This is a genomic window from Nocardiopsis sp. iso_186, from assembly GCF_056173365.1.
This window is the reverse complement of sequence record NZ_CM149670.1, coordinates 150221-176932: the sequence shown is the minus strand read 5'-3', so window position 1 is coordinate 176932 and position 26712 is coordinate 150221. Positions and strand designations below refer to the sequence as shown.

The following is a 26712-nucleotide window of genomic DNA, read 5'->3' as shown; positions in this document are numbered from 1 at the left end:
ATACAGGTAAACCCTGATTGCCTTTCGACCCGGCGTGTTAAATTCTGGCCATGTGGCCAGAAAATAATTCAGACGGTCAGGAAACTCCTCCTCGGCGTTCATTCATCGAAGAGGCCCGGAGGGCGCAGATCATCGGAGCCGCCATCACCACCATCGCCGAGACGGGGTTCGACGCGGCATCGCTGGCGCAGATCGCCGCGCGGGCGGGGATCAGCAAAGGCGTCATCTCCTACCATTTCGCCGGAAAGGACGAACTGATGGAGCAGGTAGTGACCCAGGTCTACACCTCCGTCACCGAGTCCACGCTGCCGCGGGTCCTGGAACAGGAAAGCGCAATCGCGATGCTGCGCACGCACATCCTGACCATCGCCGCGTACATGCGCGACCATCGCGAGCAGTTGATGGCCCTGCGGGAGATCTTCACCAAATTCCGCACCCCCGAGGGTCGCCCCCATTACGGGATCACGGCCAATGAAGGGATCTACGAGGCCCTGGAAGGTCTTTACCGCGCGGGCCAGGACAGCGGCGAGTTCCGCCCGTTCGACACCAGGGTGATGGCGGTCAGCCAGCAGGCCGGCATCGACAGCATGTTCGACTACTGGGCCACACACCCCGACCACGACCTGGACATACACGCCCGCGAACTGGCCGACCTGTTCGAGTACGCGGTCCGCCCGCAGTCGCCCGGCCCCTGACCGGTCCCCAGCAGAACGGAAAGGTCCTCCCCCATGACCGAACAGATCGAGCCGACAAAGGACGCCGCTCGCGCGGACGCCGCCCCTGCTCCACCCGAACGACTGTTCTTCGTCGACAACCTGCGCATCCTGCTGACGGTGCTGGTGGTCCTGCACCACGTCGCCGTCACCTACGGAAACATCGGATTCTGGTTCTACGCCGAGCCCGCACAGGACCCCTCCGGTACGGCGCTGGACGTACTGGTGATAGTGAACCAGGCATTCTTCATGGGGTTCTTCTTCATGATCTCGGCCTACTTCGTCCCCGGTTCGCACGACCGGAGGGGGACCAGGGCCTTCGTGCGCGAGCGGCTGATCCGGCTGGGCATCCCGCTTTTGCTCTTCCTCCTGCTGCTGCGTCCCCTCCTCATGATGGGGGTCTACCCGATGGTCCAGGAGATGGCGGCGGCGGAAGGCGCGGAGATGCCCTTCTGGCTGTTCTACATCGTCACCTGGAACCCGGGGCCGCTGTGGTTCGTGGAGGTGCTCCTGGTGTTCTCCTTCGGCTATGTGCTCGTGCGGCGCTTCAGGAGAAACCGGTCCACCACCCCGGCGACCGCTGCCCCCTCCCCCCGGCCCGAAAGACTGCCCGGCCCGTGGTCGGTGGTCGGTTTCGTCGCCGGACTCGCGCTGTTCACCTACGTGTGGCGCATCGTGGCACCTGCGCAGTACTGGCCGGTGGTCGGCCTGCCCAGCGCGCAGTACCTGCCGCAGTACGTCACGCTGTTCGTGGTCGGCCTGATCGCCTTCCGCCAGGACTGGTTCCGACGGGTCCCCCGCTCAGCGGGATGGGCCGGTTTCGCCGTGGCCGCCGTCGCGCTTGCCGGGTACCTCGGCCTGCTCTCGCTCCTGGGCGACGCGGCGACCCAGCCCGCGAGCTGGCAGACGCTCGTCCGCATCACCGTCGAGGGCGCCTTCACCACGGGGGTGATCCTGGGGTTGGTCGTGCTGTTCCGCGAGTACTTCAACCGCCAGGGACGGTTGGCCCGCTTCCTCACCGAGAACGCCTTCGCCGTGTTCGTCTTCCACCCGCTGGTGTTGGTCGGACTCGGTTACGCGTTCGGCGGATGGCAGGCGATCGCCGTCGCGAAGTTCGCCGTGGTCGGCCTGCTGGCTCTTCCGTTGTGCTGGTCGCTGGGCGCCCTCGTTCGGTCGCTGCCCTACGCCAAACGGGTGTTCTGACTCCGGACCCCGCTGGTCATGGCCTTTTGTGCCCCGGACCCGCGTGTTCGGGGCACAAAAGGCCGGACCGGCGCGGACGGGGGCTCAGAGCTCGGCGACCAGGGCGAGCAGTTCGCCGGCAAGAGGTCGGCCGGCGGCCTCCCGAACCGGCCAACCGCGCAAGGCGGCCAGATGGGCCGAGTGCGCATAGCGCTCGGCGGTACGCAGGTAGCCACAGGGGGCGTCGGGCCAGTCGTGCGCGGACGGCAGTGGCTCGGTGAAGAACTCCGGAGGACGAGGACGTTCCGGAGAGGCCGTCTCGACGTGGAGTTGGGCGGTGGCCAACTCGGCCCTGGTCGCCGCTCCCGGCTGCGGGAGCAGGGCGTTGACCAGCACATAACCCGCGATCTGGCGGTGCGCTGCCCGCTGTGCGGCCGCGACCAGGGGCAGCAGTGGCCCTGCGGCGCCTGCGGCGACCAGCAGGACCGGTCCGACCGGCTCGGCAGCCGCGATCTCCAGAGCGGCACGGGCCACGTAGCGGGCCGCGAACGGGGGACGGTCGTCGTCGGTGATCTCCGCGATCAGGGTCTGGGCTCCGAGGTCGGCGAGGTCGCGCGGCAGTTCCGCCCAGTCCGCCGCATCACCCAGGGGGCTGTGGAGCAATACCAGGAGTCCGGGTGCCTCGTAGCCGCTCACTCCTCGCCCCGGGTGCTCTCGGCTACCCAGTCCAGGTACTCGGGGTGACCGCCTTCGATGGGCACGGCGATGATCTCCGGCACATCGTAGGAGTGGTGGTCGGCGAGGTACGCGGTGAGCTCGGCGAAGCGGCCACCCGTGGTCTTGAGGACCAGGCGCCACTCCTCTTCGGCCTGGATCTGACCGGCCCAGCGGTAGACGCTGGTGATGGGGCCGCTGATCTGGGCACAGGCGGCCAGCCGCGCCGCGACGACACCGTCGGCCAGACGGCGGGCCTCGTCCCGGCTGCCCGCCGCGACCTCCACGCGCAGGTAATCGTCGCCACCGTCGCCAAACGCCATTGGTGCCTCCTCGGCTGCTCAGGGGTGACCGGCACGTCCTAGGCTCGGTCCCATGAGCGACCGCGACGATCTCCTTCGACAGATCAACGATAAAGCCGTGGTGCACGGCAAAGTGACCCTCTCCTCCGGCCGCGAGGCCGACTACTACGTGGACCTGCGTCGGATCACGCTGGACGGCGAAAGCGCGCCGCTGGTGGGGCGGGTACTGCTGGAGGCCACAGCGGACCTGGACTACGACGCCGTGGGCGGTCTGACCCTGGGTGCCGACCCGGTGGCAGCCGCCATGCTGCACGCCTCTGCCGCGCGCGGACGCCGTCTCGACGCCTTCGTGGTGCGCAAGGCCGGGAAGGCGCACGGTCTCCAGCGCCGCGTGGAGGGCCCGGACGTCAGGGGGCGGCGAGTCCTCGCGGTGGAGGACACCTCGACAACCGGGGGATCGGTGCTGGCCGCGGTCGAGGCGTTGCGCGAGGCCGGGGCCGAGGTCGTCGGCGTGGCGGTCATCGTCAACCGGGGCGCGCGGGACGCGGTTGTCGCCGAGGGTCTGGAGTACCGCACCGCTTACACGGCCGAGGATCTGGACATCTAGTCGGGGCAGGGCAGGAAGCCGCCCCCGCTCTTCGCGCGGGGGCGGTCAAGGTCTGGTCGGCCGGAGCGGCTCACGCCTCCACGGCGGTGAAGGTGTAGTCGGGGGCCTCCCCACTCACGTCTTTGGGCCTGCCGTTCACATAGACCTCCACCGCGGCCGGGTCACCGATGGTGACGTCCAGGCGCGGTCGGGCGTATGTGACGTGCTGGCCCTTGGTCATGGTCGTGTCCGTGAGCACCTCGCCGCCCGGTACCCGTACGAGTACCTCGCTGGCCTCGCCGACCACCCGGATGTAGAGCACCTGCATGTCGCCGATATCCGTCTTGGTGGTGGCGAGGGCACTCGACTCGTTGGGCACTACGCGGTCTCCATTGCCCGGAAGCGAGCGATAGAAGAAGTAGCCGCCGAGCGCGACGAGGGTGATCAACAGCACGACCGCTCCGACGATGGCCAATACCTGGCCAACGCCCCGCGGATCATTGCGATGTCGTCCCACGGTGCTGAATGTAGCGTGAATCACCCATAACAATCGACGGTGGGCTGACTCACTTCACTTTGAGCAGCTTTATGACTACCCAGGGCAAACATACGCTTACGGGCTGCACCGAACCCGACTGGACCGCCCGGATTGCGCAGCGGCACCGATCAGGGCATTTTGGTCTAGACCTTTCGCGGGGCCGCGGTCTTCGCAATACTTACTCGGTAACCCGATCGAAATCCGCCGTGGAAGACTCGGTGTCGCGGACCATCGCGACCGGGTCCCACAACACTCCAGGCCAATCAGGGAGTCATCACCATGCCTATCGCCACGCCAGAGGTCTACACCGAGATGCTGGGCCGAGCGAAGTCCCAGGGCTTCGCCTACCCGGCGATCAACGTGTCGTCGAGCCAGACCTTGCACGCGGCGCTGCGCGGCTTCGCCGAGGCCGAGAGCGACGGCATCATCCAGGTGTCCACCGGCGGCGCGGAGTACCTCTCCGGCTCGACCGTGAAGGACATGGTCAGCGGCTCGGTGGCGTTCGCCGAGTTCGCCCGCGTGGTGGCCGCCAAGTACCCGGTGAACATCGCGCTGCACACCGACCACTGCCCCAAGAACAAGCTGGACGGGTTCGTGCGCCCCCTTCTGGAGATCTCCAAGGAGCGCGTGGCCAAGGGCCAGGAGCCGCTGTTCCAGTCGCACATGTGGGACGGTTCCGCGGTCGAGCTGGAGGAGAACCTGCAGATCGCCGAGGAGCTGCTCGCCGCTTCCAAGGCCGCGCGGACGATCCTGGAGATCGAGGTGGGCGTGGTCGGCGGCGAGGAGGACGGCATCGTCGGCGAGATCAACGAGAAGCTCTACACCGCTCCGGGTGACGCCCTGCGCACCGCCGAGGTCCTCGGCCTGGGCGAGAAGGGCTACTACATGACGGCCCTGACCTTCGGCAACGTGCACGGCGCCTACAAGCCCGGCTTCGTGAAGCTGCGCCCCTCCGTCCTGAAGGAAGCCCAGGACGCGGTCGCCGCCAAGTACGGCAAGGACCGCCCCTTCGACTTCGTCTTCCACGGTGGCTCCGGCTCCACCCAGGAAGAGGTCACCGAGGCGCTGAGCTACGGCGTGGTGAAGATGAACGTCAACACCGACACGCAGTACGCCTTCACCCGCCCGATCGTCAACCACGTCCTGCGCAACTACGACGGCGTGCTCAAGGTCAACGGCGAGATCGGCAGCAAGAAGGCATACGACCCGCGCGCCTACGGCAAGGCCGCCGAGGCCGGCATGGCCGCCCGCGTCGTCGAGGCCGCCCAGTGGCTGAAGTCCGCGGGCAACCAGATGAAGTAGGGACCCGCTCCCCACGAACCCCCGGCCGATCGGCCGGGGGTTTTCGCGTTGCCGGGCGCGGACGGGCAGGATGGGGTCATGGACCTGCATCAGAACCTGCTCGGCGGACCGCCCCCCACCGAGCTCCCCGACCACCCGACCGCACGCGAGGCGCTGGCCGCTTCCGCAGACCCCGCGCCGGTGGCAGCCCGGTTCCCCGAGTACTCCGCCGCCTGGGCGGCCCTTGCCGAGCGTGCCTACGAGGCCGGTGACGACGTCGCCACCTACGCCTATGCGCGCACCGGCTACCACCGCGGTCTCGACCAGTTGCGCCGTTCGGGCTGGAAGGGCCACGGCCCCGTCCCGTGGCAGCACGAGCCCAATCGCGGCTTCCTGCGTTCGCTGTACTTCCTCGGCAAGGCCGCCGAGGGGATCGAGGAGACCGAGGAAGCCCAGCGCTGCGCGACCTTCCTGCAGGACAGCAGCGAAGAGGCCGCCGCGGTGCTCAACGGACGCCCGAACGGCTGAAGCAGCACTTAACGTGCGCGGACCGTTCGTGTAGCCTCTAGACGCAAGGGCCCCTGTCGTTTCTTGCGCCAGGGGCTTCATGCTGCCCGGGATACACCGCGAGCGGCCCGTCCCCGGTCTGATCCGAAGAATGAAGAGAATGAAGAGGTAGACGGCGATGCCGGCGATCACGCTCGTTGGAGCCCAGTGGGGTGACGAGGGTAAAGGCAAGGCGACCGACCTTGTCGGTTCCCGCGTTGACTACGTAGTGCGTTACCAGGGCGGCAACAACGCCGGCCACACGGTCGTCATCGGCGACCAGAAGTACGCGCTGCATCTGCTGCCCTCGGGCATTCTGTCGCCCGAGGTGGTACCGGTGATCGCCAACGGCGTCGTCATCGACCCGGGTGTGCTGTTCGAGGAGCTCAACGGCCTCAACGAGCGCGGCGTGGACACCTCGCGCCTGTTGATCTCGGCGAACGCGCACCTGATCATGCCCTACCACCGGGCACTGGACAAGGTCAGCGAGCGCTTCCTCGGCAAGGGCAAGATCGGCACCACCGGTCGCGGCATTGGCCCCACCTACGCCGACAAGATCTCGCGCGCCGGTGTGCGGGTGCAGGACATGTTCGACGAGGGCATCCTGCGCAAGAAGCTCGAACTGGCGCTGCACGAGAAGAACCAGATCCTGACCAAGGTGTTCAACCGCCGTGGCCTGGACCTCGACATCATCCTCAACGAGTACCTCGGCTACGCCGAACTGCTGCGCCCCTACGTGGCCGACACCAGCCTGGTCCTCAACAAGGCGCTGGACGAGGGCAAGACGGTCTACCTGGAGGGCTCCCAGGGCACGCTGCTGGACATCGACCACGGGACCTACCCGTTCGTCACCTCCTCCTCGCCCACTGCGGGCGGCGCGTCGTCCGGCTCGGGCATCGGCCCCACCCGCATCACCAAGGTCGTGGGCATCCTGAAGGCCTACACCACCCGTGTGGGTTCGGGCCCCTTCCCCACCGAACTGGAGGACGAGTGGGGCCAGTGGCTGCGCACCCAGGGCCACGAGTACGGGGTGACCACCGGACGCAACCGCCGCTGCGGTTGGTTCGACGCCCCCATCGCCCGGTACGCCACCCGGGTCAACGGCATCACCGACTTCTTCCTCACCAAGCTCGACGTGCTCTCCGGCCTGGAGCGCATCCCGGTCTGCGTGGGCTATGACGTTGACGGCACCCGTCACGACGAGATCCCGATGACGCAGACCGACTTCCACCACGCACAGCCGGTCTACGAACACTTCGAGGGCTGGAACGACGACATCACCAACGTCCGGTCGTTCGAGGAGCTCCCCAAGGCCGCGCAGAACTACGTGCGCGCCCTGGAGGAGATGTCGGGCGCCCCGATCTCGGCCATCGGCGTCGGCCCCGGCCGCGACCAGACCCTGGAACTGCGCTCCCTGGTGTAGTCCGCACGGCGGTGCGGTGCCCTGGCACCGCACCGCTTCTCCCCCATCCACCCCCCACAACCAATAGGGTCCAAGCTGTGAAAGCCCTCGTGATCGGCGGCGGAGGCCGCGAGCACGCGCTCACCCGCGCGCTGTCCCTCGACCCCGGCGTGACCAGCCTGCACTGTGCCCCCGGCAACCCCGGGATCTCGGAGCTGGCGGAGAACCACGTCATCAACGTGACCGACGGGCTGGCCGTCACCGAACTGGCCGCGCGCATCGGCGCCGAACTGGTGGCCATCGGACCCGAGGCCCCGCTGGTCGCAGGAGTCGCCGACGAGCTCCGGCGACGCGGCATCCCGGTGTTCGGCCCCGACCTCGAAGCGGCTCGGCTGGAGGGTTCCAAGGCGTTCGCCAAGGAGGTCATGGAAGCCGCGGGCGTGCCCACCGCCAAAGCCAAGGTGTGTCGCACCGCCGCCCAGGTGACCGAGGCACTGAACACCTTCGGCGCACCGTACGTGGTGAAGAACGACGGGCTGGCCGCGGGCAAGGGCGTGGTCGTCACCACCGACTTCCAGGTCGCGGAGCAGCACGCCCGCGAATGCGGTCGGGTGGTCATCGAGGAGTATCTCGACGGCCCCGAGGTGTCGCTGTTCGTGCTCAGCGACGGGCGAAACGTCGTCCCGCTCCTCCCGGCCCAGGACTTCAAGCGGGCCGGCGACGGCGATGCGGGCCCCAACACCGGCGGCATGGGCGCATACGCCCCGCTGCCGTGGGCGCCCGACGGTCTCGTGGACGAGGTCATGGACACCGTGGTGCGCCCGACCATCGCCGAGATGGCGCGACGCGGTACGCCCTACCAGGGACTCCTCTACGTCGGTTTGGCGCTGACCTCCAAAGGGGTGCGCGTCGTGGAGTTCAACGCCCGCTTCGGTGACCCCGAGACCCAGGTCGTCCTGGACCGCCTGGCCACGCCGCTCGGCGTGCTCCTGCAAGCCACCGACACCGGCGGACTGGCCGGCGTGTCCGGCCTGGACTGGCACCCTGGTGCGGCCGTCACCGTGGTGGTCGCGGCCGAGAACTATCCCGGCGAACCCGCGAAGGGCGACCTGATCGGCGGCCTCGACGCGGCCAACGCGGTGGAGGGCGCCTACGTCCTGCACGCCGGAACGGCCTGGAGCGGGCTGAGCGACGTCACGTCCAATGGCGGTCGGGTCCTGAGCGTGGTCGGCTCCGGCACCGATCTGGCCGAGGCCCGGACACGTGCCTACGCGTCCGCCGCAAAGATCGAGCTGCGCGGCTCGTTCTATCGCAACGACATCGCGGAGAAGGCAGCGTTGGGGCAGTAACAGTGATGAGGGCGGTGGTCGATCCCGGTTGTCGGACGCACCACCGCCCTTCGTCGTTCACCGGCCTCGGGACGACGACCCGCCGGCACCGGACACGCCGCACCGGCACGGCCGGACGAAGTACCGTTCCAGCGGCCCGCACCTGCGCTTCCCCGCCCGCCGTAGGCGGTCCGTTCGCCCAGAAGCCGCGACCGCCTCCCGGCAAATCCGTCACCGCCTGACCTACCGCGGGGTACACCTGCCAAAATGGTCAGGTGATCGAGCGCTACACCCTCCCGGAAATGGGCCGCGTATTCAGCGACGCCCACAAGTACGAGCTCTGGTGCCAGGTGGAGACCCTGGTACTCGAGGCACACGCGGTGGCAGGCACGGTGCCCACCGACGTGGTGGAACCGGTGCGTCAAGCGCCACCGCCCACTCCTGAACGAGTGGCCGAGATCGAGGCCGTGACCCAGCACGACGTCATCGCCTTCCTCACCGCATGGGCCGACAACACCGAGCCCCGCGACGCCGCCAAGTGGGTCCACTTCGGCATGACCTCGTCGGACCTGCTGGACACCGCGCTCGCCGCGCAGCTGGTCGAGGCCACCGACATCCTGCTCGCCAAGGCCGACGACCTCGTGGCCGTGCTGCGCGACCACGCGCTGGAGCACCAGGCCACGCTGCGGGTGGGACGCACCCACGGCATCCACGGCGAACCCGATGTGTGGGGCCACCGGGTCGCCGACTTCGCGTTCGCGATGGCGCGCTCGCGCGACCGGCTGCACCGCGCCCGCGAGGCGGTCGGGGTGATGGCGATCTCCGGTCCCGTCGGCACCTACTCCAACATCGACCCCCGCATCGAGGGGTACGTCGCGGAGAAGCTGGGTCTGCGTGCAGCCGACGTGTCCACGCAGGTGGTCATCCGTGACGGTATCTCCGAGTGGGTGGGCTCCCTGGCGATCATGTCCACGGTGTGCGAGGCCATCGCGCTGGAGGTCCGGCACGGGCAGCGCACCGAGGTCCGGGAGCTGTGGGAGCCGTTCGGCAAGGGGCAGAAGGGCTCCAGCGCCATGCCCCACAAGAAGAACCCGATCATGTCCGAGCGCATCTGCGGCATGGCGCGCAACGTGCGCGCCCAGATCGTTCCGGTCATGGAGGGCATCCCGCTGTGGCACGAGCGCGACATCTCGCACTCCTCCACCGAGCGGATCTCGCTCCCTGACGCGGCCATCGCCACCGACTACCTGCTGCACCTCACCACCCGGCTGATGCGCGGCCTGGTCGTGGACTCCGACCGGATGCGCCACAACCTGGAGTCAACGCACGGGCTGATCTACTCCTCGACGGTCGTCTCGGAGCTGATCGAGACCGGGATGTCGCGCGAGGACGTCTACGCGCTGGTGCAGACCGCCGCCATGCGTACGTGGCAAGAGGACACCCCCTTCCGCGAGACGCTGCGGGAGGAGGCCGCGACCCGCGGTGCGCAGCTCGACGAGGCCCGGCTGGACGAGGTGTGCCGCCCCGAGCGGTTCGTCCGGCGGCTCGACCGGGTCTTCGACAAGCTGAAGTCCCTGAGCTGACCCGGTTCCGTCCCCGCCGGTGCTCCGGCGGGGACGGCCGCGGCCCGTCTCCGCAGTTCTTCGCCCCGCCCACCCCAGCAGCCGAGGTCACCCCATGAGCGGTTTCGTCGAAAAGCCCGTGCCCGTCGAGGTTCCGGGACTCATTCATCTGCACACCGGCAAGGTCCGCGAGCTCTACGCGAACGCGTCCGGCGAGCTGGTCATGGTCGCCACCGACCGCGTCTCGGCCTACGACTGGGTGCTGCCCACCGAGATCCCCGGCAAGGGGCGGCTGCTCACCCAGCTGTCGCTGTGGTGGTTCGAACGCCTCTCCGACCTGGTGGACAACCACGTGGTCTCCGACACCCCGCCCTCCGGCGCTCCCGCGGACTGGGCCGGGCGCACCCTCGTGTGCCGCACGCTGGACATGGTTCCGGTGGAGTGCGTGGCCCGCGGTTACCTGACCGGTTCCGGCCTTTCCGAGTACCGGGCCGGCGGCGCGGTGTGTGGCGTCTCACTTCCCGAGGGGCTGGTGGACGGTTCCCGGCTGGACGAACCGATCTTCACCCCGGCGATCAAGGCCGAGGTCGGCGAGCACGACGAGAACGTCTCCTTCGCAACCGTGGCGCAGCTGCACGGAGAGGAGCTCGCCACCAGGCTGCGGGACCTGACGCTGTCGATCTACACACGCGGTCGCGAGATCGCGGAGCAGCGGGGGATCCTGCTCGCCGACACCAAGTTCGAGTTCGGGCACGGCCCCGATGGCCTGCTGCTCGCCGACGAGGTGTTCACCCCCGACTCCTCGCGATTCTGGCCGAGGGACGGTTGGGCACCGGGACGGTCCCAGCCCTCGTTCGACAAGCAGTACATCCGTGACTGGCTGACCTCGGCGGAGTCGGGCTGGGACCGTGCTTCGGACGCCCCGCCCCCGCCGTTGCCCGCCGACGTGGTGGAGTACACGCGCGGGACGTACGCGGAGGTGTTCGAGCGGCTCACCGGGACGGCACCGGATCTGGGATGAGTCGCCACGCGACATCATCCGTGTCGCGGTGTCGCCGCCCGCGCCGGTAGGACGTACAGTGGTCATCGGTGTCCTGCACGTCCCGCACCGGGGGAAAAGCCCGGATAAGCGGACAGGACGGCCGTCTGACCGCAAGCCGGGAATCTGATCCACGATCCTTGAGGCGATTCGCGCACTTTGGGACACATAGCCGCCGAAACGGCGGAAATGGAAACCCTTTGCTATAGAGTCGTCGCCAGTTGGCCACTGACCGAGCACTTATCGTCGCAACGTTGCGCGGAAGACCCGCGTCTGACACCGCACAGGTGACGCCGGCGAGACACCAACGCCTGTAATTTTCGCCTCACGAAGGAGCCAATGAGCATGGGCCAGGAGGTTCGTTACCGCGTCCGTGGCGGTCGTCCCCTCAACGGGACCGCATTCATCCAGGGCGCGAAGAACGCCGTCCTGCCGATGATCGGCGCGGCCCTTCTCGCGTCAAAGGGACGCACCGTCCTGCGCAACGTCCCCATCATCCAGGACGTTCGCCGCGCGCTGGAGCTCGCCGAGTACATCGGCGCCAAGGTCGAGTTCCACGAGGCCGAGCGCACCATCGTCATCGACGCCTCCCAGCTCAATGACCCCGAGCGGGCCGTGCTCCCGGCTGAGATCGCCGCACGCTTCCGCGGCTCCGTCCTCTTCGTGCCGGCTCTCATGCACCGCATGGGCCACGCCCGTATCGAGGGCGTGGGCGGTTGCAACCTGGGCAGCCGCAACCTCGACTTCCACTACCGCGGCTTCGCCCGGCTGGGCGCCGAGGTGACCGAGGACGCCGAGCGCAACCACATCAACGTGGAGGCCGGAAACCTCAAGGGCGGCCGCCTCTACCTCGACACCCCGTCGCACACCGGCACCGAGAACCTGCTGATGGCCGCCGTGCTCACCCCGGGCACCACCGTCATCGAGCACGCCGCCCTGGAGCCCGAGGTCCTCGACGTCATCGAGTTCCTGGGCCGTATGGGCGCCAAGATCTCCGGTGGCGGTACCGGCCTGATCACCGTCGAGGGCGTCAAGGAGCTTGCCGCCGTCGAGCACACGATCATGTCGGACCGCATCGACGCCGGCGTGTTCGCGATGATGGCCGCGGCGACCGGTGGCGACGTCAGCCTCGTCGGGGCCAACCTCGACCACCTGGGTGTAGCGCGCTGGAAGATGGAGCAGATGGGCGTGCAGTTCGCCCAGCAGGGCGCCGTCCTGCACGTGCACCGCGACCCCAACACCACGCTGCGTCCGATCAACGCCGTGACCTCGCCCTACCCGGGTTTCGCCACGGACCTCCAGTCGCCGCTGATGGCGCTGGCGACGCTGGCCGACGGTGAGAGCTACATCCACGAGGCCATCTACGACGGCCGCTTCGCGCTGGCCGACGAGCTCAACAAGATGGGCGCCAAGATCGAGGTGGACGGGACGCGCGCGATCGTGCACGGCCCCACCCAGCTGCACGGTGCCGAGGTCGTCGCGCACGATCTGCGCAGCGGCGCGGCCGTGGTGCTGGCCGGTCTGGCCGCCACGGGTGAGACCGTGGTCTCCCCGGGCTACCCGGTTGACCGTGGACACTCGCAGTTCGCCACGCGTCTGACCGCTCTCGGAGCGGACGTGGTCCGCGAAGAGCTCGACTAACCGGGGCTCAGTTCGATGCCGGGGCGGGGGCAGCGGCTCCCGCCCGGGCCTTTTGACGTTCTATGTCAAACGATCATCACTGGCGCTCAACAATGGGTACGATCTCGGCAATGCCGTGACGGAAAAAATAATTGGTCGGGACCAGTGGGCGCACATAGTGAAGAGCGTGGAATGGTAGCGGGGAGCAGCCCGAGGTGAGTGCGCAGCGTACTGGCGATTTGACGATTGGTGTCATCGGGCCGCACGAGGTTGTCGAGCGCGTCATGCTCATGGGCCCCGGGTTGACGGGTCCGCTCAACGCCAGACTCATCGCCGCTGCTTATCGAGACGAGCAGGAAGCCACCGACAAGGTGCTCCGGCTGGGGTCGGCGATCGACGCCTACCTTTTCGCGAGCCCGGTCCCCTACGAGTTCGCCCGCAAGGCCGGTGTCCTGACCATGCCGGCCACCTTCGTGCCGCTGGGCGGGGCGAGCCTGCACGAGGCACTTTTGCGGGCCACCCTGGACGAGAGATTCGACCCCACCCGGGCGAGTCTGGACGTCCTCAGCCGCGCTGACGTGGTCGAGGCGTACTCCGAGGTGGATCTCCCCGTAGACGGCATCCACGTCCACGAGGAGCTGACGGGCACAGCGGCGCTCACCTCGTTCCACGAGGGCTTGTGGCGGCGCAAGGTCACCAAGATGGCCATCACCTGCGTGCGTGGTGTCTCCGAGCGGCTGGACGCCATCGGCGTCCCCAACCTCCGCCTGCGCCCCACGAACTCCGGCGTACGCAGTGCCCTGCAGACCGCGGGCCTGCTGGGTGCACACCACCGCCTGGAAGAGGCCCAGTTGGGCGTCGTCATCGTCAACGTCCCCACACTGCGCGACTCCAGTCGGCGCTCGACCCCGCGCTACTGGCGCGACGAGCTCAGGCTGGCACTGCACCGGCTGCTCCTCCAGGAGGCCCACCGGATCAACGCGACCGCACACCCGGTGGACGACCACACCTTCATGGTGACGGCCACCCGCGGCTCGCTGGTCTCGGCGACCGAGGGGTTCCGGCAGCCGCCGTTCGTGGAGCGGATCAAGGCGGAGCTCGGCATCGCCATCGAGGTGGGCATCGGGATGGGCCGCACCACCCAGGACGCCGAGGCGCACGCCCGTGCGGCGCTGAGCCGCGCCCAGGCGACCCGGCAGAGCTTCGCGGTCGACCGGGAGGGCCGCTCCCTCGTCCCGGCTCAGCGTGCTCCACAGCGCCAGAGCAGCGAGCAGCTGCGCACCAAGGGCCGGGAGACCCTGCTTCGCCTGTCGGAGAAGATCGCGGAGGAGGACGGCCCGCTGGTGGTCAACGCCGAGGGCGCCGGCCGCATGTTGGGCGTGACTCCGCGTACCGCCCGCCGTCTGCTGCGCACCCTGGTCGAGGAGGGCCTGGCCTGGCCGCTTCCTCCGAACCGCACCCTCCAGCCGGGTCGGCCCCGGCAGCTCTACCGGCTCATCATCGAGAAGCTGGACAAGGACAAGGCCGGGAAGTAGTCGGGCCCCGGCCGAGGCGGGGCGCCGGTCCGTCCGCGCCCCGCCCGGCCCGGCCCGCTAGTTGCGCGTCGGGTAGTCCCGCGCGACAGCGAGGAAGGCGTCGTTCTCATCCGGGGAACCGATGCTGACCCGGGCGCCCTCCCCGTCGAAGGGCCGCACCGCCACTCCCACGGCCGCGCAGGTCTCTGCGAAGTCCAGGGTCGCCTCGCCCAACCGCAGCCAGACGAAGTTGGCCTCGGTCTCGGGCACCGTCCAGCCGTCGGCGCGCAGGGTGTCGCGGACCCGCTCGCGTTCGCTCACCGTGGCGGCCGCACGGGTCAGGAGCTCGTCTTCCGCTGCCAGCGAGGCGATCGCGGCGGCCTGGGCGATGTGGTTCACGGCGAAGGGGACCATCGTCTTGCGGACCGCCTCCGCCACGTGCGGATGGCCGACCAAGTAGCCGACCCGCAGGGCGGCGAGGCCGTATGCCTTGGAGAAGGTGCGCAGGACCGCGACGTTGGGGCGGTCGCGGTACAGGCGCACACCATCGGGGACGTCGGGGTCGTTCACGTACTCGCGGTATGCCTCGTCCAGGATGACCAGGACGTGGTCGGGAACCGCGTCCAGGAACGCCACGAGTTCGTCCTCGCGCACCGCTGTTCCGGTGGGGTTGTTGGGGTTGCACACGAACACCAGGCGGGTCCGTTCGGTGATCGCAGCGGCGATCGCGTCGAGGTCGTGCGTCTCGTCGCGCAGCGGGACCGGTACCGGGGTCGCCCCCGACAGCCCCACCAGCAGCGGATACGCCTCGAACGAGCGCCAGGCGTAGACCACTTCGGCCGCGGGCTCGGCCGCGGTTTCCAGGAGCTGCTGGAGCACTCCCACCGAGCCGGCCCCGACCGCGATGTGCTCCTCCGGGACGTCGAGGCGTCGGGCGACGGCCGCGGTCAGTTCGACCGCTCCGCTGTCGGGATAGCGGTTGAGGTCGGCCGCGGCGGCGGCCACCGCCTCTCGGACCGAGGGCAGCGGACCGAACGGGCTCTCGTTGGAGGAGAGCTTGACGGCTTGCCCCTCCGGGCCGACGACTTTACGGCCAGGCCGATACGGGGGGATAGAACCGAGCACCGCCCGGAAATATGGCGAATTCCGCTCCGACACCATCGTCCTTCCTCGATACTCTGTGCAAGGCAAAGGCTACTTTCAGCAACAACCGTCGGGGGCGAACCCGCACCACCGGCAGCCGTCCCGTCGCCGTGAGCGCCGCGCCGCCGCATGACCAGGGGCATCGGCGAACCACACCGCACGGCAGTACGCCGGCCGAGCCGACTGGCGACCACCGGCGATCCGCCGACCGCCCCACGTCGCAATATCGCACAGAACAGGAAACACCACCATGGACCACCCCCCTCAGCTCCGGAGCGCATCGCTGGCAGCCTTGGGCGCCACGATTCTTCTGAGCGGCCTGGCCGGGTGCGGCGGGGGCGACGCGGCGGCCCCGCCCGACGAAAGCGGATCGGTGGCGGAGCGCCTGCACCAGGCGCAGATGGTCGAGTACGGCGACGCCAAGCTGCTGACCGAGCAGAGCGAGACCGGGGCGTACGGGGAGCTCGTCGCGGTGAAGCAGATGGACGAGCTGCGCGAGGTCACCGAGTTGGACAAGCCGCAGTGCATGGACGCCGTCAACCAGTGGGGACGTCTGCCGGAGGTGCGGGAGGCACCCACCTCGCTGGCCACGTTCGGCAGCGAGGCCGAGACCATCACCCACATGTTGGTCCAGGTCCCTGAGGAGGTCGCCAAGAAGGCGATCTCGACCACGCCCCCCGAGGAGTGCGACAGCTACACGGCGTCCGTGGAGGACGGCACCGCGGCCACGTACACGGTGCGCGACCTCGACCTGGAAACGGTCGGCGACGAGTCGCGGGCGTTCGTCGTGGAGACCGAACTGGAGGGGAAGAAGGTCATGCTCTACAGCATGCTCTACCGCAGCGGCGACTATCTGGCCACGACCTCCCTGTTGAGCAGCGAGGAGGGAGAGGAGCGGCTGGCCGGATTCTCGGCCGCCGCCCTGAAGCGCGAGGGCAAGGTACTGGGCTGACAGGGGCTGCGCGTCCCCGCGCTTCAGAGGCGGCTCCCGCTACAGGCGGCTGACCGCCAGGGTCTGCTTCCAGGTGTACATCTCCACCGCGGCCAGACCCTGCTCGCGGGGACCGAAGCTGGAGATCCCCTCCCCGCCGAACGGGACGTGATGGCTGGCCCCGGTCGTGGGCTCGTTGACCTTGGCCATCCCCACGTGCAGGCGCAGCGCCAACTCCTGGGCACGTTCCAGGTCGGTGCCGATGACGGCCCCGGTGAGTCCGTAGTTGACCCCGTTGGCGATACGGACCGCGTCGTCGTCGTCCGCGGCCTCGATCACACAGGCGAGTGGGCCGAAGACCTCGTCCCGGAGCAAAGGGGAGTCCGGGGCGAGACGTCCCACGAGGGCCGGTGCGTGGTAGAAGCCGTCAGCGGGCGTGTCGGTCCGGCGCGTGTACCTGACCGCACCGTCGTGCTCGATCGCGCGCTCGACGCTTTGGGCCACCCGGTCCCTGGCAGCGGAAGCGATCAGGGGGCCGACCGCGACGTCGGGATCGACGGGGTCGCCCAGGCGGTAATCGTCGAGAGCAGCGGCGAGGGCCTCCACGAACTCGGTACCGTCGCCGATCGTGATGACCCTGCGGGTGGCGGTGCACTTCTGTCCCGCGTATCCGGCAATCGAGTAGGCGACCTTTCGGGCCGCCGCGGCGACGTCTCCCCCCGGCAGGACCAGTGAGGCGTTGAGCCCGCCCATCTCGGCCTGGACCGGAACGCAACGCTGGGCGCAGGCGGCCGCCACGGCCGTCCCCACGGCGGTGGACCCGGTGAAGGAGATCGCGTCCGCGCTCGCCACGAGCGCCTGGCCGGCTTCGGCGTAGCCGTGGACCACCTGAACCGCACCGGCGGGCAACTGCTCGGCGACGATCCCCATGACCAGCTCGGTGACCGCCGCGGAGTCCGGGGACGCCTTGACGACGACGCTGTTGCCCAGGGCCAGTGCGGGAGCGGCCTTCCAGAGCGGGATGGCGACCGGGAAGTTCCACGGGGTGATGAGCCCGACGACTCCGTGCGGACGGCGCAGGGTGGTGAGGCGCAATTGGGCGCCGTCGGTGGGGTGGACCTCCCCGACGGGTTGCAGCGCCACCTGGGCGTTGAACCGCAGGATGTCAACGGCCCGCCGCAGTTCGCCCGCTGCCTCGGACCTCGGTTTGCCGACCTCTCGGACCGTGAGCTCCACGATCTCGTCGGTGCGCCGGTCAACCTCCGCGGCCGCCCTGTCCAGCGCGCGGCTCCGGTCGAGCGCGCTGGCACCCGCCCAGTCAGGGGTCGCGTCGGCTGCGCGCCGCACCGCCTTGCGCACGTCGTCACCGGTGGCCGTCTGGAAGACCCCGACGACGGTGTCGGGGCGCTGCGGCGAGACCGATTGAAAAGTACTGGTCACTCGGCTTCCCTCTTCTCGTCCATGGACGACACCCACGCGTCGTAGAAGTCTGCGATGTGGGTGTCGATGATGCTCCGGGCTCGTTCGGCGTCCTTCTCGACGACGGCGTCCAGGAGCGCCTGGTGCTCGTCGGCGAGCTGGGAGGACAGCGTGGTCCAGTCCTCCCGTTCGAAGCGCTCCATCATCTGTCGCTGGATGGAGTCGCGGAGGGCGTGCATGAGGTGGGCGACGAGGCCGTTGCCGCCCGTCTCGACGAGGTAGACGTGGAAGTCGGTGTCCAGCGTGTGGAACTGCTCGCGGGTCAGTTCCCCGTCGCACATCGCATCGACCAGCCCCTGCAGGTGCTCCCGGCGCTCATCGGTGAGGTGCTCGATGACCGACTGGGCGGACGAGCGTTCGAGCAGGGCACGCATCTGCACGACGTCGCGCATGGAGAAGTGGCCGAGGGCGACCCCGAAGCTCAGCAGCGTGGAGAGCGCCTCTCCCGGCTCGGTGCTGATGACCAGCCCGGAACCGCTGCGCGCGCCGCGACTGACCTGGACGACCTCCAGCGCCTCCATGACGCGCAGAGCCTCGCGAACCGACGCCCGGGAGACACCGAACGCCTCACTGAGCTGACGCTCGCCGGGGAGCCTGGAACCGGGGTGCAACCGACCGGCGAGGATCTCCTCCCGCAACTGCTTGACGATCGCCTCATGGGCCCTTACCTGCACGATCGGACTCAGTCGCGCACCGCCCCAAGGCTCTTCCGGCATGGTCACGGAGGGCACTTCCTTTTCTCTGGACATCCTCGACAGCGAGATAGGCACATGGTACCAATAGGTCAGTCCTGCATGTGGTCTGACCAACTGACCAAAAGGGAGAATTTCCTATGGCAGCCCTCTCCGGTGTGAGAGTCGTGGACTTTAGCCAGGTGCTCGCGGGCCCGTATTGCACGATGCTGCTTGCGGATCTGGGCGCCGACGTCATCAAGGTGGAGTCGCCGGCGAACGGCGACATCAGCCGGGGCATGGACCCCAAGCTGGACGACACGACCAGCGGTGCGTTCCTCACCGTCAACCGCAACAAGCGGTCGATCTCGGCCGACCTGAAGTCCGAGGGCGGTCGCGCGCTCGTCCTGGACCTGGTCTCCACCGCCGACGTCCTGGTCGAGAACTTCCGCCCGGGGGTGGCCGCCCGATTGGGCCTGGACTTCGACGAACTGGCCGAGCGCAACAGCAGGCTCGTCTACTGTTCGATCTCCGGTTTCGGGCAGACCGGGCCCTACTCCAGGCGCGGCGGCTTCGACCTCATCGCCCAGGGCATGAGCGGGCTGATGAGCGTGACAGGGGAGCCCGATGGGACCCCGGTCAAATGCGGACCGCCGATCACCGACCTCGGGGCGGGCATGTTCGCCGTCTACGGGATCCTCGCCGCTCTCGCCGCGCGTGAGCGCACCGGCAGGGGACAGCGGGTGGACACCTCCCTCCTGGAGACGGGGCTCGGGTTCTCCGTGTGGGAGGCGACCGAGTACTTCTACACCGGCCGTACCCCTCGCCCCACGGGCTCCGCCCACCGGCTCTCCGCTCCCTACCAGGCGTTCCGGTGCGCCGACGGCCACATCACAGTGGGTGCCGACGGGCCGCGGCACTGGCCGTCCTTCTGCGCGGTCATCGGCCTTCCCGAGCTCGCCGAGGACCCCCGCTACGCCACCAATGCCGAGCGGCTGCGATCCCTGCCGAACCTGGTCGAAGCGGTCGAGAAGCGCATGGTCGAGCACGACCGCGAGCACTGGTTGGCGCTCCTGGAAGAGGCCGGCATCCCGGCCGGCCCGATCTACAGCGTCCCCGAAGCCCTGGAGGACCAGCACGCCCGGGCACGCGACATGGTGGTGGAGATCGAGCACCCCCGGCTGGGGACGACCCGCTCGCTGGGACCGGTCGTGAAGTTCTCCGACACCCCCGCCGAGATCTACCGTCCGGCCCCCGACCTGGGCGAACACACCGACGAGCTCGCACGCGAGCTCGGCCGGACCCCCGGCGACATCGAGACGCTGCGCGCAGAGGGAGCGCTGCGATGAGCGCCTCCCTGCGCCGGGAGGGCGCGGTCGCCGTGGTCGAGATCGACAATCCCCCACTCAACATCATCGACCAGGAAACCCGCACCGACCTGCACCGCCACCTCAGCGGTCTGGCGCTCGCCCCCGACGTCCGCTGCGTGGTCCTGACCGGATCGGGCGAGCGCGCCTTCTGCGCGGGTGCCGACCTCAACGAGGAAGAGGAACTGACCCCCGAGACGGTGCGCAGATTCATCGCCGAGGACAACCAGGTCTACGACGATGTCGAGGCCCTGGGGGTCCCCGTCGTGGCCGCGGTCAACGGGCACTGCATGGGCGGCGGTTTCGAACTGGCTCTGGCCTGCGACATCAGGGTGGCCGCCGCGGACGCGAAGTTCTGCGCGGCCGGGGTCAAGGTGGGTCTCGTCGTGAGCACCACCCGCCTCGTCCGCCTCGTCGGGCTGGCAGCGGCCAAAGACATCGTCCTGACCGGCCGCACCTTTACCGGTGACGAGGCCCGGGAGTTGGGCGTCGTCACCCGGACCGCGCCCCGCGCCGATGTCCGGGCCGCTGCACTGGAGGTCGCCCAGGAGATCGCCTCACGTGCTCCTTTGGCTGTGCGACGGGCCAAGTCCGCGCTCGCGGAAGCTGCGGATCTGCATTACGAGCAGGCCATGGAGCGGGAGATCGACCACTTCGTCGCGCTCCAGAACACCTGGGACCACAAGCACGCGATCGAGTCGTTTTTCCAGAAACGCCGGCCGTCGTTCGAGGGCCGGTAGGAGAGGAGAGGCGATGAACGTCCAGGGAGCGGTGGTGCTGGCCTTCGAGGACCGGGTCCCCCGGATCGACCCGGGCGCGTGGGTCGCGCACGGGGCGACCGTCATCGGCGACGTCCGCCTCGCCGCCCACGCGAGCGTCTGGTACGGCACGGTGGTCCGCGGCGACGACGCGCCGATCACGATCGGCGCGAACAGCAACGTGCAGGACGGCTCCGTCCTGCACGCCGATCCCGGGTACCCCCTGCACATCGCGGAGAACGTCACCGTCGGCCACCGCGCGGTCCTGCACGGGTGCGTGGTGGAGCGGGACTGCCTGATCGGGATGGGTGCCGTCCTGTTGAACGGCTGCCGGGTCGGCGCCGGGTCGCTCGTGGCCGCCGGCGCCCTCCTGCGCGAAGGGACGGTGGTGCCGCCCGGCTCGCTCGTGGCGGGCATGCCCGCCACCGTCAGACGTCCGGTCGGCGACGCCGAGAGCGCGCTGATCACCGAGTCCTGGCACGAATACGTCAACAAGGCCGACCGCCACCGCCGCGTCGTGCCCGTGGACCCCCGCGCACGCGGTCCGGTTCCGCGGTCCGCGGCGCCCGATGGCGGAGAAGGCCGAGAGGAGCTGTGATGTCCGACCCTTCACTGGCCGAACGCGCTGACGCCGTCCTGCCGCCCACCGCGTCGCGGGTGACCCGTCTGGGGATCACCCGGGCCGAGGGCTCCTACGTGTGGTCCGAGACAGGACGGCGCTACCTTGACCTGACCTGTGGCGTGGGGGTGACCAACGTCGGCCACAACCATCCCGGCGTCATGTCCAGGGTGCGGGAGCAACTCGACTCCCTCGTACACGCCGGGCACAACGTCAGCTACTACCCGAGCTATGTCGAACTGGCGGAGCGTCTGGTCGCGGCCGTCCCCGGTCGTTACCGGGCCTACTTCAGCAACAGTGGAGCCGAGGCGGTGGAGTCCGCGCTGAAGATGTGCATGCGGGCGACGGGTCGCGGCGGGCTGATCGCGTTTCGCCGCGGATTCCACGGCAGGACGCTGGGGACGACGTCGTTGAGCACGTCCAGCGCCAAGTACCGGATCGGCTACGGCGAGGCCCTGCCGAGTGTGCAGCACCTGCCCTTCCCCTATGCGTTTCGCAGCGGACGGACCGAGGCCGAGGAGGTCCGCGAGTGCCTGCGCGCGTTCGACGAACACCTCCAACTGGTCACCGACCCCTCACAGGTGGCGGCGGTGGTCGTGGAGCCCGTGCAGGGCGAGGGCGGCTACCTCCCGGCTCCCGTGGAGTTCCTCCGCGAGCTGGCTCGACGCTGCTCCGAACTGGACATCCCCCTGGTCCTGGACGAGATCCAGACGGGGTTCGGCCGCACGGGGCGGCTCTTCGCCTACGAGCACTACGGGATCACCCCCGATGTCCTGGTCCTGGCCAAGGGGATCGCCAACGGCATGCCGCTCAGCGCCGTGGTCGCCCGTGAGGACTTGATGCTGGAGTGGCCCCCCGGCGCCCACGGCGGGACCTACGGCGGCAACCCCGTGTCGTGCGCGGCGGCGCTGGCGGTGCTGGACCTGCTCGACGAACCGCTGCTCGCGAGAGCGCGCCAGGTCGGCGACCGACTCCTGGAGGAGTTGCGCACGATCCTGGAGGCGTACCCGGGGGTGGTTGACGTGCGCGGGACCGGACTGATGATCGGGGTGGAGTTTTTGGACGGGTCGGGGGTGCCCGACCACGAGACGGTGGCGCTGCTGCGCGCGCACGCCGAGTCCGAGGGCCTGCTGCTGCTGCCGTGCGGCCCCGATCGCAACGTCATCCGACTGATCCCGCCGCTCACCGTCAGTGACGACGAGTTGGCTTTCGCGCTGTCCGTGTTCCGCTCTGGAGTGGAATCTGTGCTGGCCAGCGACATTTCCGCACGATTTTAGTTAAATGTCTTGATGTGACGGTAGCCACATAATACATTTCTGGTCTGACCATCGACATCAAGACCAACTGACCAAACGGTTATCCGGTCATCCCAAAGGAGAGCTCATGTCAGGCCCCCGACGCATGAAGCCCGGCACCTCGGCCACGGCACTCGCCGCACTGGCCGCCTCCAGCCTGCTCCTGGCCGGATGCGCGCCGTCCGGCGGAGCGGGTGCAGGAGGCGCCGACTTCCCCACCCGCCCCGTCGAACTGGTCAACCCCTGGGCCGCCGGCGGATCCCACGACGCGCACGCCCGGGCCATCGGTTCGGAGATCCAGGGCATCCTGGGCAAACCGATGACCGTCTCGATCAAGTCCGGCGGTGCGGGCAGCGTCGGGGCCTCCGACGTCGCCAAGCGGGCCAAGCCCGACGGCTACACCCTGCTGCTGGGCGACCAGACCAGTGTGATCGCCCGCCCCATGGTCGAGGAACTGCCCTACACCTGGGAGGACCTGCGCCCGGTCGCCCAGATCAACGACAGTCCGATCGTCCTGGTCGTGCCCGGCGACAGCCCCTACGACTCCGTCGAGGATTTCGTGACGGCCGCCGAGGACGACCCCGGAGCGCTCAGCTACGGATCGGTCACCGGCCTGGGGCCCGACCAGATCCCCGTCGAACTGTTCATCCAGGCGGCCGGGATCGACCTCAACCACGTGCCGTTCGACGGCGGCGGCACCTCCTACCGTGCCCTGCTCGCCAAAGACGTGGACATGGCCCCTCTCTTCCCCGCAGCGGTGACCAAGGACATCGAGGAAGGCCGCCTCAAGGCGCTGGCGGTCACCTCGCCCGAACGGCACAAGGGTCTCCCCGACGTCCCCACCCTCACCGAGGAGGGCTACGAGGTCGAGTGGGCGATGTTCCGCACCGTCTTCGCCCCCAAGGACACCCCGGACGAGGTCGTGGAGGTCCTGGAGCAGAACTTCACCGAACTGGCCGAGAACAAGGAGTTCGTCACGATCATCGAGGGCCTCGGCGAGGAGGTCGAACTCCTGACCGGCCCGGAACTTCAAGAGCGCATCGCCACCGACGCCGCTGCTCTCGACACGCTAGTGAAGGAATTGGGCTGACCTGTGCTTTTCCACGGACCGCCGAACGAGTTGAGCTGGTGGCTCGACCAGGCGACACCAGGCGCCGAACCGGACGCCCCCTCCCTGACCGAAACGATCTCCGCCGACGTGTGCATCGTCGGCGGAGGATACACGGGCCTCTGGACGGCCCTGCGGATCAAGGCCGTCAACCCCTCGGCCGACGTCGCGCTGATCGAGGCCCAGACCTGCGGCAGCGGCGCCAGCGGTCGCAACGGCGGGTTCATGTTGAGCTGGTGGCCCAAGCTCGCCACCCTGATCAAGCTCTTCGGCACCGACGAAGGCGTCCGGCTGGCCGCCGCTTCCACCCGGTCCATCCTGGAGATCGGCGCGTTCTGCGAAGAGAACGGCATCGACGCCCACTACCGGCGTGACGGATGGCTGTGGGCGGCCACGAACCAGGCCCAGATCGGAGCCTGGGACGAGGCCGTACGCGTCAGCGGCGAGCACGGGTACACGCCCTTCGCCGCCTGGGACAGCGCCACGGTCGCGGAGACGGCCGGATCGCCCACCCACGTCGGGGGGGTCTTCGAGCGCGACGCGGCAACCGTACAGCCCGCGCTGCTCGCCCGCGGGCTGCGCCGGGTGGCGATCGAACGCGGGGTGCGGATCTACGAGCACTCCCCCATGACCGGCTGGCAGGACGGCAGCACGGTGGTGGTGCGCACCCCGCACGGCAGCGTCCGGGCCGACAAGGTCGTCCTCGCCACAAACGCCTGGATGGCACGCGAGCCCCGGATCGCCAAGGCACTGATCGTCGTGACCAGCGACATGGTGGTGACCGACCCGCTGCCCCCGGAGCTCTCCCACGTGGGGCCGCGCGGCGGGATCGGGGTGTCGGACTCCCGCATGCTCGTGAACTACTACCACACGACCGCCGACGGCCGGCTGGCCTTCGGCCACGGCGGCGGGAACTTCGGGTTCGGACGACGCGTCGGCAAACAGTTCAACGGCGCCTCCGCCCGTGCCGAGGCCGTGACCAAGACGATGGTCCAGCTCTACCCCGAACTGTCCCGGGACGCGGTCGTGCGCAGTTGGACGGGGCCGATCGACCGGTCGATCAGCTCGCTGCCCTTCTTCGGCCAGCTCGGCCGCACCGGCCGTGTCCTGTACGGAGTCGGGTTCTCCGGCAACGGTGTCGGCCCCAGCCACCTCGCCGGAAAGATCCTGGCCTCGCGAGCACTGGGCCTCGACGACGAGTGGGGCAGCGGTCGTATCGCCAAGGGCCCCGTCGGCACCTACCCTCCCGAGCCCTTCAAATACATCGGCGGCACCACCATCGGCGCCGTCCTGGAGCACAAGGAGAAGTTGGAGGACCAGGGACGCGCCCCCGGGCCCGTGACCCGCGCCCTGTCCAAACTCGCCCCGCCCGGGCTCGTCCCGGTCCGGGTGAACAGCAAACCCGACTCCGTTCCCAACCCCTGAAGGAGACCATATGAGTGACGCACGACTACTCGAAGGCGCCCGGCGGCTCATCGGCTGCGGACGCATCAAGCCCGGCGAAGAAGTCCTGATCATCACCGACACCCGCATGGACGCCGAGGTCGTCGAGGCATTCGCCCAGGCGGTGCGCGAGGAGGGAGCCGACCTCGTCGTGGCCACCATGGCCGCCCGAAGCGGCCCCGGGCAGTCGCCCCCGGAGATCCTCGCCAAGGGGATGCGCGGCGCCGACCTGGCAATCGAACTGACCTCGGAGTTCGTCCACCACAGCATCGCCCGCCAGTCCGCGCAGCGTGCGGGTCTGCGCTACCTCTTCATCGGCGACATCGACCGCGAGATGCTGGAGGGTCCCGGCGCCGTCTACGCCGACTTCGAAGCCATCGCCCCCCGGATCGTCCGGCTCTCGGAGGCCATCACCGCCGGCTCGACCATGCGCATCACCGCGCCCGGCGGCACCGACATGACCTTCGACCTGGTCGGCCGCAACGGTCGTGCCCTCACCGGCCTGGCCGATGCCCCCTCCACCTTCGGCGCTCCCCCCTGCCTCGAAGGCGGGGTGATCCCCAAACCGGGCGGCAGCAGCGGCCGGGTGGTCGTGGACGCCTACTGCGTCGGCGTGGGACTGATCGACACCCCCATCACCGTCGAGGTGGAGAACGGACGGGCGGTGAGCATCGAGGGCGGGCCCGAGGCCGAGAAACTACGGGGCCTCCTGGAGGGGACCGGCAACGCCAACGCCCACAACGTCTCCGAGGTCGGGATCGGCTTCAACGACTCCGCCCTGCTGATCGACAACGTCACCAGCGCCGAATCCCTCTATGGGACGGCGCACATCGCCCTGGGCTCCACCCCTGCCGACCTGGACATCGAGATGATCAACGCCGGGATCCACCTCGACATGGTCTTCCACCGGCCGACGATCACGATCGACGGCTCCGAGGTCTTCGCCGACGGCGTCTTCCTGTTGGACCCTGCCGCGGAGTCCCAGCGGTGACGGCCGCGCACGGCCGGGAGGCGCCGGAGATCGCGGGGGAGGGCGCCGGCGAGCCGGACGAGCAGACCCATGGAAGTCTCCTCTTCGAGCGGATCACCGCGGGGGTGTGCCTGGCCGGATCCGTCTTCCTGCTCGTGCGCGCCGAGTCCCTCATCTCGCAGTCCGCTCTCGCACGGCCGGGGGCGTTTCCCGCGCACGGCGCGATCCTGCTGGCCGCCGCCGTGCTCGGCCTCGCCTCTCTCGGCTGGCTCATCCAGGCGCTGCGCAAACGGGCCCCGGACGGTGAGGGCGGGGTGGCTCCCTTCCCGGAGGTGCTTCCGGTCTTCGCCATCCTGCTCGTGGGGGCCTACTCCGCGGGCTGGCTGGGGCTGCTGCCCGCCGCGGCCCTGACCTACATCGCCGTGATGCTCTACTACCGCGACCGGGGTGTGGCGTTCATCCTGATCAGCGCGGTCGTCTACGTCGCCTTCCTGCACTACGGCATGGAAGTCCTCCTCCAGGTGCCGCTCGCACGGTCGCCGTACCTGGCCCTCCCCTTCTGAACGACCCCCGCGCCCTTTCGCGCGCTCCGGGGGGATCC

Annotated in this window: 26 protein-coding genes; 20 read left to right on the top strand and 6 right to left on the bottom strand. The window is 69.1% G+C overall.

From position 1 onward, the window contains the following. The first annotated feature begins 50 nt into the window (after nt 1-50). Both AC0VYP_RS00800 and AC0VYP_RS00795 read left to right on the top strand, forming a co-directional pair. A complete protein-coding gene (locus tag AC0VYP_RS00800) occupies nt 51-695 on the top strand; it encodes a TetR/AcrR family transcriptional regulator (protein WP_285761297.1) in 645 nt (214 codons plus the stop codon). A 33-nt stretch (nt 696-728) separates the two neighbouring features. Then, entirely contained in the window at nt 729-1916 is a 1188-nt protein-coding gene (locus AC0VYP_RS00795; RefSeq protein ID WP_475472074.1) for an acyltransferase family protein, read from the top strand. 84 nt (nt 1917-2000) lie between these two features. On the opposite strand, the gene AC0VYP_RS00790 is transcribed toward AC0VYP_RS00795, so the two are convergent. Further along, entirely contained in the window at nt 2001-2591 is a 591-nt protein-coding gene (locus AC0VYP_RS00790; protein WP_475472073.1) for a hypothetical protein, read from the bottom strand. Continuing rightward, entirely contained in the window at nt 2588-2932 is a 345-nt protein-coding gene (gene cutA, locus AC0VYP_RS00785) for a divalent-cation tolerance protein CutA (RefSeq protein ID WP_285761300.1), read from the bottom strand. The genes AC0VYP_RS00790 and cutA overlap by 4 nt, the downstream gene beginning before the upstream one ends. A 52-nt stretch (nt 2933-2984) precedes the next feature. Here cutA and pyrE point away from each other — a divergent pair, with 52 nt between their 5' ends. Next, on the top strand, nt 2985-3518 hold the full coding sequence (gene pyrE, locus AC0VYP_RS00780; RefSeq protein WP_475472072.1) for an orotate phosphoribosyltransferase: 534 nt from the start codon (nt 2985-2987) through the stop codon (nt 3516-3518). Nucleotides 3519-3588: 70 nt separating this feature from the next. On the opposite strand, the gene AC0VYP_RS00775 is transcribed toward pyrE, so the two are convergent. Beyond that, entirely contained in the window at nt 3589-3972 is a 384-nt protein-coding gene (locus AC0VYP_RS00775) for a DUF4115 domain-containing protein (protein ID WP_285761423.1), read from the bottom strand. A 342-nt stretch (nt 3973-4314) separates the two neighbouring features. On the opposite strand from AC0VYP_RS00775, the gene fbaA reads away from it, so the two are divergent. The 8 genes from fbaA to AC0VYP_RS00735 all read left to right on the top strand — a co-directional run bounded on the left by fbaA (nt 4315) and on the right by AC0VYP_RS00735 (nt 14348). Beyond that, nucleotides 4315-5337, top strand: coding sequence for a class II fructose-bisphosphate aldolase (fbaA, locus tag AC0VYP_RS00770; protein ID WP_475472071.1), 1023 nt, complete (start codon nt 4315-4317; stop codon nt 5335-5337). Nucleotides 5338-5415: 78 nt separating this feature from the next. Next, a complete protein-coding gene (locus AC0VYP_RS00765) occupies nt 5416-5844 on the top strand; it encodes a DUF3151 domain-containing protein (protein ID WP_285761303.1) in 429 nt (142 codons plus the stop codon). A 157-nt stretch (nt 5845-6001) separates the two neighbouring features. After that, nucleotides 6002-7285, top strand: coding sequence for an adenylosuccinate synthase (locus AC0VYP_RS00760; RefSeq protein ID WP_285761304.1), 1284 nt, complete (start codon nt 6002-6004; stop codon nt 7283-7285). A gap of 77 nt (nt 7286-7362) precedes the next feature. Next, nucleotides 7363-8613 (top strand): phosphoribosylamine--glycine ligase, encoded by a 1251-nt coding sequence (gene purD, locus AC0VYP_RS00755; protein WP_285761305.1) that lies wholly within the window; start codon nt 7363-7365, stop codon nt 8611-8613. Between the two features lie 254 nt (nt 8614-8867). Continuing rightward, nucleotides 8868-10175, top strand: a complete 1308-nt coding sequence (gene purB / locus AC0VYP_RS00750) for an adenylosuccinate lyase (protein WP_285761306.1) — start codon at nt 8868-8870, stop codon at nt 10173-10175. A 94-nt stretch (nt 10176-10269) separates the two neighbouring features. Then, a complete protein-coding gene (locus AC0VYP_RS00745) occupies nt 10270-11175 on the top strand; it encodes a phosphoribosylaminoimidazolesuccinocarboxamide synthase (protein WP_285761307.1) in 906 nt (301 codons plus the stop codon). A gap of 363 nt (nt 11176-11538) precedes the next feature. Beyond that, complete coding sequence (gene murA, locus AC0VYP_RS00740) at nt 11539-12834, top strand: UDP-N-acetylglucosamine 1-carboxyvinyltransferase (RefSeq protein ID WP_285761424.1); 1296 nt, start codon at nt 11539-11541, stop codon at nt 12832-12834. 263 nt (nt 12835-13097) lie between these two features. Continuing rightward, nucleotides 13098-14348 carry a transcriptional regulator gene (locus AC0VYP_RS00735; RefSeq protein WP_475474130.1) on the top strand — a complete coding sequence of 417 codons (1251 nt, stop codon included), beginning with the start codon at nt 13098-13100 and terminating at the stop codon, nt 14346-14348. A 57-nt stretch (nt 14349-14405) separates the two neighbouring features. On the opposite strand, the gene hisC is transcribed toward AC0VYP_RS00735, so the two are convergent. Then, nucleotides 14406-15488 carry a histidinol-phosphate transaminase gene (hisC, locus tag AC0VYP_RS00730; protein ID WP_475472070.1) on the bottom strand — a complete coding sequence of 361 codons (1083 nt, stop codon included), beginning with the start codon at nt 15486-15488 and terminating at the stop codon, nt 14406-14408. Nucleotides 15489-15720: 232 nt separating this feature from the next. Between hisC and AC0VYP_RS00725 the strand changes: the two genes are divergently transcribed. Then, the gene (locus AC0VYP_RS00725) at nt 15721-16422 is read left to right on the top strand and encodes a hypothetical protein (RefSeq protein WP_285761309.1); all 702 of its coding nucleotides are present in this window, start codon (nt 15721-15723) and stop codon (nt 16420-16422) included. Nucleotides 16423-16461: 39 nt separating this feature from the next. Here the strand turns inward: AC0VYP_RS00725 and AC0VYP_RS00720 are convergent, their stop codons facing one another. Continuing rightward, on the bottom strand, nt 16462-17841 hold the full coding sequence (locus tag AC0VYP_RS00720) for an aldehyde dehydrogenase family protein (RefSeq protein WP_475472069.1): 1380 nt from the start codon (nt 17839-17841) through the stop codon (nt 16462-16464). Next, a complete protein-coding gene (locus tag AC0VYP_RS00715; RefSeq protein WP_475474129.1) occupies nt 17838-18596 on the bottom strand; it encodes a FadR/GntR family transcriptional regulator in 759 nt (252 codons plus the stop codon). The genes AC0VYP_RS00720 and AC0VYP_RS00715 overlap by 4 nt, the downstream gene beginning before the upstream one ends. A gap of 116 nt (nt 18597-18712) precedes the next feature. On the opposite strand from AC0VYP_RS00715, the gene AC0VYP_RS00710 reads away from it, so the two are divergent. The 8 genes from AC0VYP_RS00710 (at nt 18713) to AC0VYP_RS00675 (ending at nt 26674) form a co-directional block, all read left to right on the top strand. Then, nucleotides 18713-19900, top strand: a complete 1188-nt coding sequence (locus AC0VYP_RS00710; protein WP_285761311.1) for a CaiB/BaiF CoA transferase family protein — start codon at nt 18713-18715, stop codon at nt 19898-19900. Further along, on the top strand, nt 19897-20658 hold the full coding sequence (locus AC0VYP_RS00705; protein WP_285761312.1) for an enoyl-CoA hydratase/isomerase family protein: 762 nt from the start codon (nt 19897-19899) through the stop codon (nt 20656-20658). Before AC0VYP_RS00710 ends, AC0VYP_RS00705 begins: the two co-directional genes overlap by 4 nt. A 13-nt stretch (nt 20659-20671) precedes the next feature. Further along, the gene (locus AC0VYP_RS00700; protein WP_475472068.1) at nt 20672-21274 is read left to right on the top strand and encodes a gamma carbonic anhydrase family protein; all 603 of its coding nucleotides are present in this window, start codon (nt 20672-20674) and stop codon (nt 21272-21274) included. Next, entirely contained in the window at nt 21274-22572 is a 1299-nt protein-coding gene (locus tag AC0VYP_RS00695; RefSeq protein WP_285761314.1) for an aspartate aminotransferase family protein, read from the top strand. The genes AC0VYP_RS00700 and AC0VYP_RS00695 overlap by 1 nt, the downstream gene beginning before the upstream one ends. Before the next feature lie 106 nt (nt 22573-22678). After that, complete coding sequence (locus AC0VYP_RS00690; protein WP_285761315.1) at nt 22679-23680, top strand: tripartite tricarboxylate transporter substrate binding protein; 1002 nt, start codon at nt 22679-22681, stop codon at nt 23678-23680. A 3-nt stretch (nt 23681-23683) separates the two neighbouring features. Then, a complete protein-coding gene (locus AC0VYP_RS00685) occupies nt 23684-25123 on the top strand; it encodes an NAD(P)/FAD-dependent oxidoreductase (protein ID WP_475472067.1) in 1440 nt (479 codons plus the stop codon). A gap of 10 nt (nt 25124-25133) precedes the next feature. Next, nucleotides 25134-26132 carry an aminopeptidase gene (locus AC0VYP_RS00680; protein WP_285761317.1) on the top strand — a complete coding sequence of 333 codons (999 nt, stop codon included), beginning with the start codon at nt 25134-25136 and terminating at the stop codon, nt 26130-26132. Beyond that, nucleotides 26129-26674, top strand: a complete 546-nt coding sequence (locus AC0VYP_RS00675) for a tripartite tricarboxylate transporter TctB family protein (RefSeq protein WP_285761318.1) — start codon at nt 26129-26131, stop codon at nt 26672-26674. The genes AC0VYP_RS00680 and AC0VYP_RS00675 overlap by 4 nt, the downstream gene beginning before the upstream one ends. The last annotated feature ends 38 nt before the right edge of the window (nt 26675-26712 follow it).